This window comes from Cyclonatronum sp. (assembly GCF_022565315.1).
GTDB lineage: Bacteria > Bacteroidota > Rhodothermia > Balneolales > Cyclonatronaceae > Cyclonatronum.
In genome coordinates this window covers 1-9,788 of the sequence record NZ_JAIUMX010000125.1, presented here as the reverse complement: position 1 = coordinate 9,788, position 9,788 = coordinate 1, and the positions used below count along the sequence as shown (strand labels likewise).

At 53.8% G+C, this 9,788-nt stretch carries 6 protein-coding genes; 1 reads left to right on the top strand and 5 read right to left on the bottom strand.

Features of this window, described 5'->3' with window-relative positions:
- Positions 1–255: 255 nt before the first annotated feature.
- The 3 genes from LAT75_RS13885 to LAT75_RS13875 form a co-directional block, all read right to left on the bottom strand.
- A complete protein-coding gene (locus LAT75_RS13885) occupies positions 256–1,788 on the bottom strand; it encodes an ATP-binding protein (protein ID WP_291483279.1) in 1,533 nt (510 codons plus the stop codon).
- Positions 1,789–1,890: 102 nt separating this feature from the next.
- Positions 1,891–2,388, bottom strand: coding sequence for a response regulator (locus tag LAT75_RS13880; RefSeq protein ID WP_291483278.1), 498 nt, complete (start codon positions 2,386–2,388; stop codon positions 1,891–1,893).
- A gap of 20 nt (positions 2,389–2,408) precedes the next feature.
- The gene (locus LAT75_RS13875) at positions 2,409–4,046 is read right to left on the bottom strand and encodes an SLC13 family permease (protein ID WP_291483277.1); all 1,638 of its coding nucleotides are present in this window, start codon (positions 4,044–4,046) and stop codon (positions 2,409–2,411) included.
- Positions 4,047–4,659: 613 nt separating this feature from the next.
- On the opposite strand from LAT75_RS13875, the gene LAT75_RS13870 reads away from it, so the two are divergent.
- The gene (locus tag LAT75_RS13870; protein ID WP_291483276.1) at positions 4,660–7,839 is read left to right on the top strand and encodes a trypsin-like serine protease; all 3,180 of its coding nucleotides are present in this window, start codon (positions 4,660–4,662) and stop codon (positions 7,837–7,839) included.
- A gap of 132 nt (positions 7,840–7,971) precedes the next feature.
- Here LAT75_RS13870 and LAT75_RS13865 read toward each other — a convergent pair whose 3' ends face one another.
- Positions 7,972–8,406 (bottom strand): Bor family protein, encoded by a 435-nt coding sequence (locus LAT75_RS13865; RefSeq protein ID WP_291483275.1) that lies wholly within the window; start codon positions 8,404–8,406, stop codon positions 7,972–7,974.
- A gap of 111 nt (positions 8,407–8,517) precedes the next feature.
- On the bottom strand, positions 8,518–9,666 hold the full coding sequence (locus tag LAT75_RS13860; protein WP_291483274.1) for a nitric oxide synthase oxygenase: 1,149 nt from the start codon (positions 9,664–9,666) through the stop codon (positions 8,518–8,520).
- Positions 9,667–9,788 lie beyond the last annotated feature (122 nt).

Sequence of the window (9,788 nt, the reverse complement as noted above, 5' to 3'; positions counted from 1 at the left end):
TTTGCCGAATATAGTCAGGACGGTGTAACCATATTTGTTTCAGCGGAGCTGCGGCTGCCCCCTGCTGCACAGGTTTCCCTCATGCTAAAAAAAGGCTGGTTCCGAAAAACTGCGGAAGCCCGGATTGTGCCACGCCAGAAAGTGCCCGGGTTTATGGGCACCAGAGGCAACTGCTGAGCATCATCCCCACAACTAAGTTATCAGCCGTTCGCAGACCGTTGTGTGACCTTATGCGATAAAATGACGGACTGACCGCTATATTTTTTTGTAAACGGGAAGGTGAATGATGAACTCGGCTCCGCCGCCCATACGATCCCGCACGCTTATGGTACCGCTGTGCTTCTGGATGATGCTACGGGTGATGGCGAGGCCAATCCCCAGGCCGAATTCGCCGCCGGCTGTTTTGGTTGTGAAGCTGGAATCAAAGATTTTCGCTTTCAGGTTGTCCGGAACCCCCGGCCCTGAATCGGCAATGGTAACCCAGACCATATCGTTTGCCGAGGTGCCGCAGTTGATGTAAAGCCTGCCCGTATCATCCATCGCATCGCAGGCATTAATAACGATGTTGGTCCAGACCTGGTTCAGCTCGCCCACATAGCAGCGCACCATCGGGATTTCGGGCAGATTAACACTCACCTCAATATCGCGCAGGCGGTTTCCGATAATCATGAGGGTTTCCTGAATGCCGAGGCGGATGTCTGCCACTTCAGGCTCCGCCCGCGAATCACGGCTGTAGCTTTTCAGGCTTTTCACGAGATGACCAATCCTGCCGGTTGAAAGTTTGATGCTGCCCAAAAATACTCCGGCCTGATGGCTGTCGAGCAGCAGCCGCAGTGAGCGCGGCTTATCGCTGTTTTGGGCGAAGGAATCAATTTTGGCCAGCATTTCGGTATTCAGCTCGGCCATATCCCGAACGGTTGAGCGGTTTAGATGCGGGTACTTTTTCTGAATTTCCCGCATTTTATTGCGCTGATCGTCTGTGCTTTGTACTTCGCGGTTGAGGCCTGCTTCCAGGAAGGTACGCACCATGCCGGTATCGGGCAGGGCACCGGCCTGCTCGGCCATTTCGGGCAGCACGCGGGTGAGGTAGTCAACCGAGCGCAGCAGGGCCGATGCCGGGTTGTTGATTTCGTGCGCAAGCCCGGCAGTGAGCTCACCCAGGGTCGCCATTTTTTCCTGATTGATGAGCAGGTTGCGCGTTTGCTCCAGCTCGGTGATGGTATTGCGCAGGGTGTTGCGCTCTTTTTCGAGCTCGCGCGAGAGCTGTGCAATTTCCATGTGCAGGGTTACCACACGCCGGTAGCGCTCGCTCAGGTTATAGAAAATTAGGCCCTGAATCACCTTGCTGATTTCCGGGTAGCTGTCCTGAATTTTATCGAGGGATGACTGCCCCACACGAAGCACTTCCACCCTGCCGCCTGCACGGGCGGTCGTGAAAACAGGCTGCCCCGTGGTGAACGACAGAAGCCCCATAAAATCACCCGGGCCCTGCAGGTCTATGGCTATCTCGAAATCATCATGCTTCTTGAGCTGCTTCACATAGCCGGTCAGAATCACAAAAAGGCGGCGGTTTTCCTGATTTTCACGAAGAATGACCTCTCCTTCCTCATACACCTGATGATGCCGCGAAAGCAGTTCCGAACCCGGCAAAAGTTCCTTAATTGCTTTTACAAACGCTTCTTTATCGAGTCTGCGGCCTGCAGAACCAAACTCGAGGGGCGGAATCTGACCTTTCACCCTTTCCCGTGAATTTTTTAGCAGCCGCATGCGGCTTTCATCACCTGCCATAAATTTAGTACGGTTTACAATCTTCAGAAATCCTGACTGAGCATCACGGAGTGAAGCCTGCTCATAAAGCAGGCCTCATTGAACCACGAAACATGCACAGCGTTAATAATCAGATATGCTGCCTCTGGCACGGATCGCCTCCTGAAGCCGCCGTGCATCGAGCGAACTCATGAACGGAAGCAGGTTTTTTTCTGCCTCAATCACATAGGTTGTGAGTTCATCAATGGCAACTTTCATGAGATTTTCGGGATCCCAGGGTTTTGCGATGTAGCGGTTGAGTCGGGCATGGTTAACGGCTTCGATGGTAGCATCGAGGCCGGCCTGCCCGGTGAGCAGCACCTTGCGGGTGCGCTCGGTGAAGGGCTCGTTCTGCATCTCAATCATCAGCTCAACGCCCTTATCTCCGGGCATTACGTGATCGCAGATGGCAAGGCCGATTTTATCACCGTTCTCCTCGATTTCTTTGATGATCTGACGGGCTTCTTCAGCAGAAACCGCCATTTCGATAGGGAAAACGTCTTCGAGCGCTGCGAGGTCACGAACAACAACGTCCAGAACTTCGGGCTCATCTTCAACACATAAAATATAAATTGTTGACATAGGTCAGTCTCCTCAAATGTTTATAAAAGAACGGCAGGCCAGAACAGCACCGCGTAGGCAAGCGCCACAAACAGGCCAATAATCCCGATTATGCCGCCGATTTTAACCATATCGGCTGTTTTAATATAACCGGTACTCATGGCAATAGCATTAGGCGGGGTGGAAATAGGCAGCAGCATCGCCATGTTACAGGCCATACCGATAAGCACGGCAGAAATAACCAGGCTGAAGCCTTCACCGGCTATACCCGAGGTACCCATGCTCACGGCCAGCGGAATGAGCAGCGTTGCGGTTACAGTATTGCTCAGGAAGTTGGAAAGCATCAGGGCTACAAAGCCGAACACCAGCAGCAGCATAATCTGCGGCAGCACATCCCAGCTGATGCTGGAAACCAGCCATACGGCCAGGCCTGTGTTTTCCATCGAAAGGCCGAGCGAAATACCGCCGGCTACCAGCCAGAGCACTTCCCAGGGAAGCTTCCGGATGTCTTCTTTCTCGAGTACGCTGCTCACGGTGAGGGCCATAATCGGCAGGAAAGCGACCATGCCGCTCGGTATGCCGTGCTGCGCCTCGGTAACCCACAACAGCACCGTAAGTGCAAAAACAGCGTACATGATGATCGCTTTGGGCGATTTCTCAAAGGCGCTGTCGAGCTGTAGCTTAAAACTTGTTACCGTTGGCGGGTAGAAAAAGCGCATCAGCCCCCATGCGGCCAGCAGCATTACAATTACCAGCGGCGTTGCGATCAGCATCCAGGTACCGAAAGCCAGCTGTATGCCCTGCTGATTGAGCGCCGAAATCACGATGGCGTTGGGCGGGGTTCCGATCGGCGTAGCCATACCGCCAAGGTTGGCCGCAATCGGGATACTGAGGGCAAGAATAATCCGGAATTTATCTTTCGTGTCAATCTGCAGGGCGATGGGGATGGCGACCGTCATCATCATCGCAGTAGTAGCCGTGTTGCTCATAAAAGCTGATAGTACGGCCGTTACCAGCATCAAACCGAGAATAATGAACATCGGTTTCTGACCGAAGGGTTTGAGCAGCACGTTGGTAAGGTTCTTATCAAGGTTGTATTTCACTGCGGCTGCCGCAAGCATGAAACCGCCGAGGAACAGAATGATGATGGGGCTCGCGAGCGTACCCAAAAATAGGGTGTATGATGCCGGGGTGTAGCCTACCAGTTTGTGGTTCACATCCGAAACAATGGCAGTGCCTTCGCTCAGCTCACCGCTGCGCACAAAGGTGAAACCGGCTTCGCTTTCAACCACTTCTATCTGAATCGCCTCGGAACTCCTTGCCCCCTTTCGAAGCCAGAGCTGATTGCCGTCAACGGCCGAATCGGGCACCTGCCAGACCTGCTCCTGTGCGGCCGCTTCAAGCTGAAACTCCGGCAGGGATGAATCCTGAAAAAGCGGCCCCTGCGTGCTCAGCAGCACAATTTGCAGGAAAATAACCAGCATGGAAGTTGCATAAATGGGGATGGGCTCCAGCATCCAGAACGACGCCGCAACCAGGAATATCCCCAAAGTGAGATGGCCGGCAAACGAAAGCCCGTCGAAGTGAACAAAAAGGGGAATCATAAAGCCAATCAAGCCCAGGCACAGGCCCACAACTGTTTTCGTCCAGTCGGGGAAACGTTTCTCTTTTTTTCTCATATCATCAGTGCGTCCTTCAAATCCAAAAGTAGTTTTGCGTATTGGTTTATGCCGGCATACGGCCCGGCAAGTGTCGTGTAAAATGGGGGGTGAAAGAGGTTAAGCTGCATTACATCAGGGAGCTGTAATTGCATAGGTCATAATCTAATAACAGTATGTGAATTTAAGCTTTTATGAGGGCAATTTCAGGTACTATTTCGCCAAAACTATGCTCATGCTGCCCTGAAGCACACTCAGTAAACACAAAACCGCTTCCAAAGAAAGCTCCCGAAATTCTTTTTTTCTGCGCATTTCAACCCTTAACAGAAAAGCGCTTTTCAGTTTTTGGCCTACCATAATTAACCAATTACCCGTGAACTGTTACCGTTCGCGATAAAGCGGCTTATCCATTAAGCTTGCTTTTTTTACTTGTAAAACATATGGTGTTTAACTAACATTTAAAGCTGTACCCATTTCTGCGTAAACTGACTTTACCTGCCCCGAATACTCAGGCTGCGACAGAGCAAAAGCCATAAGAAAAGCCAACATTATAGCTCCCTGTATAGCTACAGACAGCATGATTTTATTGCTGTAGGGTACAGTTCATCGCTATCATTAACCACAACTCAATCTGATGAAACACTCTTTTACTGTAATACTCTTTAGCTTGCTTCTGCTTACGGTTTTGCCGGCACAAAATGCTGAAGCGCAGTTTATCAAAGATCCCGAAATAATTTCCCAGTACCTTGATACCCTCGTTCTTACCCCTGAAGAGCGCCGCCATCTTCAGCAGATGTATGAGATGGTTGGTTTACGCATCGGTAAGATCGTAGGCGGCGAAGATGCCGATATCGCCGACTACCCCTGGACCGTAGCCCTTGTAACCGCTGCGGGCTCTCAGTACTGCGGGGGCACTGTAATTGATGCCGAGTGGATTCTCACCGCAGCCCACTGTATCGGCGGCTCTGCCTTTATCCGTGCCGGCGTTACCAACAAAAACGATACCTCCGGGCAGGATCGCCAGGCCGTGCAGATTATCAATCATCCCGAATATGTAAGCGTAACCCAGGGCCGTGACATCTCCCTGCTGCGCCTGGGCGAACCGCTCGATCTCAGCGATCCCAATGTTGCCATCGCCCCCATTTCTACCGAAATGCACAACCTGCTTGGTTTTGAAGATGAAGACGTGCCTTCCATTATTACCGGCTGGGGACGTCTGTTCTCCGGCGGGCCCGCTCCCTCTATTTTGCAATGGGCCGAAGTGCCGATTGTATCGAACGAGCAGGCGCAGGTGGGTTACCCCAATGTTACAATCACCGATGATATGCTCGCCGCCGGACTTTGGGGCGTGGGCGGGGTAGATGCCTGCCAGGGCGACAGCGGCGGGCCGCTTGTGGTACCCGACGACAGCAGCCCTGTTGGCTATGTGGTTGCCGGTATCACCAGCTGGGGTACCGGCTGTGCTGGGCCTACCCACATGGGTATGTACGCGCGGGTTTCCTATTTTGAGGACTGGATTTTTGAGAACTCCGGCCTCAGCTTTCCCGGGCCGGGTGAAGACGACGGCATCCCGCCGGCAACCATCACCGATCTTGCCGTTGTTGGCCTCCCAACCGAAAACAGCATCACCCTCAGCTGGACCGCGCCGGGCGGCAGCGGGGATGAAGGCCGCGCCGGCAATTACGACCTCCGCGTTTCTGAGAGCCCGATTAACGCCTCCAACTTTGAGGAGGCAACTCCGGTAGAAGGCGTTCGCCGCCCGCTGCAGGCAGGCACCGCAGAAGTATTTACAGTGGAGGACCTCACCCCCTTAACCGAATATTATTTCGCTATTGTGGCGAGCGACTTCTTCGGAAATGAGTCGGGCGTTTCCAATGTGGTAAACGCCTCAACCGACGGCTCGCCACGAATTACGTTCAGCGAAACCAGCTTCGACCTGGTTATGCCGCAAAACAGCGTAACCCAGAGAACCCTCACGCTCACCAATACCGGCGAGGGCCTGCTCACTTTTGTGCTGCCTTCCTTCCTGAACGAAAGGCGCTTTACACCTGAAAATACCCGAGGCCTGAGCGCAATGGCAGCGCCTGCAACGAGTGAAGAGGCCCGCGCCGCCGAGCGTGCCCGCCAGCGCTATCACCTTTGGGAAACAGGCGCCCGGGGTCCGCTACTCTCTGCCGACCTCGCCCTGATCGAAGACCGCACCGCAAACGACACCTACGCGTTCATTCTGAATGATGAACTGCCTTCCGTGACCTTCGAATTTGAAAACCTGACTGCCAGCGGCGGACAGTTTTTTGATGTAACGGGTGATGGCCTCACAAATGAGCTCAGCGCCGTGCGCGGAAACTTTGTGATTAATCAGGCCGGCGGGCAAACCTGGGCCAGCGACCTTGCCATTATTTTCACGAATGGTGAGGAAGTGAACACACAAACTGTTGTACTGCAGGTTGGCGGTTTCAGTGATTTTGGGCCTTCAGGCACCCGCATCCCCTGGGGTACCGGAAACCAGAGCGCACCGGGAACGCCCGTAAACACCACCATCACCATCCCTGCACCCCTGCTTCTTGACGATCTGAACATCTGGATCGGCCATGGGTGGAGCACCGGCAGCAGCTCCGTCTGGACCGGTGAAATCGAGCTGATCGGCGCCGTTGAGCGCTCCCTGTTCCTCAGTTCGATTACACCTGCCTCAGGCAGCATCCCCGTCGGTGAAAGCCTTGAACTCATCCTCACTTTCGATACAACCGAAATTGAAGAAGGCGAGTACACGGCTACAACGCTGGTTCGCAGCAACGACCTCACCAACCTGAGCACCATGCTGGAATTTTCGCTGCTTGTAGGTCCGGAAGACGGCCTGATTGCCAACCCCCGCAGCCTCAGCTTCGGTGAAGTGGAGCAGGGTCAAAGCGCTCAGTTGCCCGTAACGGTTTCCAACAGCAGTGATGAAACGATTGAAATTACCGGCTTTAGCCTGAGTTCAGCTTCCTTCTCTGCTGAAGGTGCACTTGTTACGCTCGGCCCCGGTGAAAGCACCGAATTTGTGGTAAGCTTCAGCCCGATGGAGCTCGGTGAAATTTCCGGCACCCTGAGTATCGAAAGCACCTCAGAAAACAGCCCTGCCGTTGTGAGCCTGAACGGCACCGGCCTCGAAGCCGACGGACCGTTCAGCATGGTGACCTTCCGTATTGATATGTCAGTGATGAAGGCCGAAGGTACTTTTCAGCCCGATGCCGGCGATCAGGTTTTTGTGCGCGGAAATTTCGGCGCATGGGGCCTCAACCCGGAGTACGTGCTGCAGCAAAACGGCGATTCCGTTTTTGAAGCAGAGCTTTTCCTCGATGGAGAGCCGGGCCGCCGCTTCGAGTACAAATACTTCATGCAGGCCGGCGACGGCCGCGCCATGCCTAACGGCGGCTGGGAGCTTAATGCCGTAGGAGAAGAGGGTGGCATCAACCGCGTTGTTACCCTCACCGCGCCTTTCATTACGATGCCTGTTGTGTACTTCAACAATCAGGTAACGGTAGATACCGAAACAGAAGGCTCAGTTCCTTCAGCTTTTGTGCTGGAGCAGAACTATCCTAACCCGTTTAACCCCAGCACAACCATCCGCTGGGAGATGCCCGAAGCGGCTGAAGTAAGGCTGGAAGTGTACAACCTGCAGGGTCAGCTCGTTGCCCGCCTCGCAAGCGGGCTTTACACCGCCGGCACGCACACCGTAAGCTTTGATGCTGGCCGCCTGGCCTCCGGTATGTACGTGTACCGCCTTCAGGCCGGTGATTTCGTACAAACCCGCAGCATGATGCTGGTGAAATAACCAAAACCGGATGAGGCTTCTGAAGCCATCACCCGAAACAAAATCAAAAAAAAGCCCCGGCGCAGCGCTTAGCTGACCGGGGCTTTTTTTATGGATTTCCGGCTTAAAGCTGAATCCGGAATGAATTCAGGATTAGTTCAGGTGCAGGTAAACCGGTGCCTGATGCTCGGCCGAGAGGCGGGCAGCGTCGGTGAGCAGCTGCTGAAGGGCCTGCTCGTTGAACTCCTGACCTGCTTCAACGGCAAGGCGCTGAGCATCAGCAGGGATTTCTGCGGAAGATGCGGCACAGGTAACGGTAATGTGCATCGGGCTGTACAAGCCAAAGGTGATGGCATTGGCTACGAGGTTCAGAAACGACAGCTTGGTTTCAACCGAAGCTACGCCGCTGCTGCACTGCTGTGCTACGTTTACCACGTTTGGCGGCACGAGCCCGCCCAGGAAGCTGTGTGCCCAGGCTACTTCAACGGTTTGAGCTGAGGGGGCAAGACCGGTCGTTACGCGGGCATTATAGCAGCCGGTAAGGAAAAGGCCCGCAAGAAGGAAGGTAATTACAAGGGATTTATTCATGGATTTCAATTTTTTTGATGATTTAGTTTAACATCTTCTTCTGCCTCTTTTCAAAAAGACAGAGCATGTAATAATAATCACCAGATAAACGCTTTCAAAAAGTTTGTGAAACTATTTTTTAAAAGGACAACCCCTGCTGTTTAACGTCTTTTTTACGGGGTAAGGCTCGTCGCGCATGAGATAGTTGGGGGTTTTTATCAGGTTGCGCATTTCTTTGTGAAAAAGGGGCGACACGCTGCCCGATACGGGTGGCACCAGCCAGGCCCAGTCGCCGGTGGTTTCGCGTTGCTGCCGGGCTTCGAGCGCTTCGAACTGCAGGTACTGTTCGCTTGCCGTGTGGTGATCCACCATTTTTACCCCGGCCTGATCGAAGGAGTGCAGCACGGCAAGGTTCAGCTCAACCAGGGCGCGGTCGCGCCAGAGGCTTCGGTCGCGGCTTGTATCGAGCCCCATGATCCGGGCAACTTCCGGCAGCTTGTTGTAGCGGCTTACATCGCTGAGATTTCGTGCCCCTATTTCGGTGCCCATGTAGTAGCCGTTAAAGGGCGCTGTGTGGAAGCGCAGCCCGCCGAATGCGAGGTCCATATTACTGATAACCGGCAGGGCATGCCACTGAAGGCCCAGCGGGCTGAAATCCAGCTCAGGGTGGCTTATCGGCACACGCAGGGCTACCTCCGGCTCGTTGGGCAGCTCAAACAGCTGAGGTGCTTCGCCCTGCCGCTGCAACACAAGCGGCAGGAATTCGAAGGGCCCGCGCCTGCGCGGCTTCCAGCCGAGCTTCAGCACAAAATCGGTAAAACCGGCCAGCATAGGGTCGCCAGTAATGCTGCCGTCTGCTTCCCGAAAGCCCGCAAAACGTATCAGGTGTGGATTCAGGACCTGCAGCTCGTTTGAGAATACTGAAATGGTTGAGCGGATGCGCCCGCCGTTGGTTGCAAAGCGCAGGTGCTCAAGCAGGGCTTCGTATGCTTCATCGGTTCCGGTAATATCGCGGCGGTCGAAAAGGTGCAGGGAGCGCCAGTGCAGGCGACCGATGCAGCGGTTGCTGTTGCGCCATGCGGCTTTGGCCGCCCAAAGAAGTTCTTCCGTTTCCGGATGCCACTGCTGAAGCGGATGCACCTCCGCCTGTGCCGCAATTTCGCTTATACGGTGTGCCGCCTCTTTTTTACTCAGATTTGCGGTCTCTTCGGCATACTCCCGTATAAATGATTCTGATTCCAGTAAATCAGCTTTGGCTAAGTTGGTGCTGTTTATCTTCATGCTGTCATTTTTTCAAATAATGTTATACCCATAGTCAATAATAAGGCCCCGGCTTTAATTCCGCATGAACCTGCCCGTAAATGGGCGTATATTATAAAAATATTTATACTTGCCCCGCTATG

What these genes read in the sequence shown, in the direction of transcription:
- LAT75_RS13870 (WP_291483276.1), top strand. Translation starts at nt 4,660, where the DNA reads ATGAAACACTCTTTTACTGTAATACTCTTTAGCTTGCTTCTGCTTACG.
- LAT75_RS13885 (WP_291483279.1), bottom strand. Translation starts at nt 1,788, where the DNA reads ATGGCAGGTGATGAAAGCCGCATGCGGCTGCTAAAAAATTCACGGGAA.
- LAT75_RS13880 (WP_291483278.1), bottom strand. Translation starts at nt 2,388, where the DNA reads ATGTCAACAATTTATATTTTATGTGTTGAAGATGAGCCCGAAGTTCTG.
- LAT75_RS13860 (WP_291483274.1), bottom strand. Translation starts at nt 9,666, where the DNA reads ATGAAGATAAACAGCACCAACTTAGCCAAAGCTGATTTACTGGAATCA.
- LAT75_RS13875 (WP_291483277.1), bottom strand. Translation starts at nt 4,046, where the DNA reads ATGAGAAAAAAAGAGAAACGTTTCCCCGACTGGACGAAAACAGTTGTG.
- LAT75_RS13865 (WP_291483275.1), bottom strand. Translation starts at nt 8,406, where the DNA reads ATGAATAAATCCCTTGTAATTACCTTCCTTCTTGCGGGCCTTTTCCTT.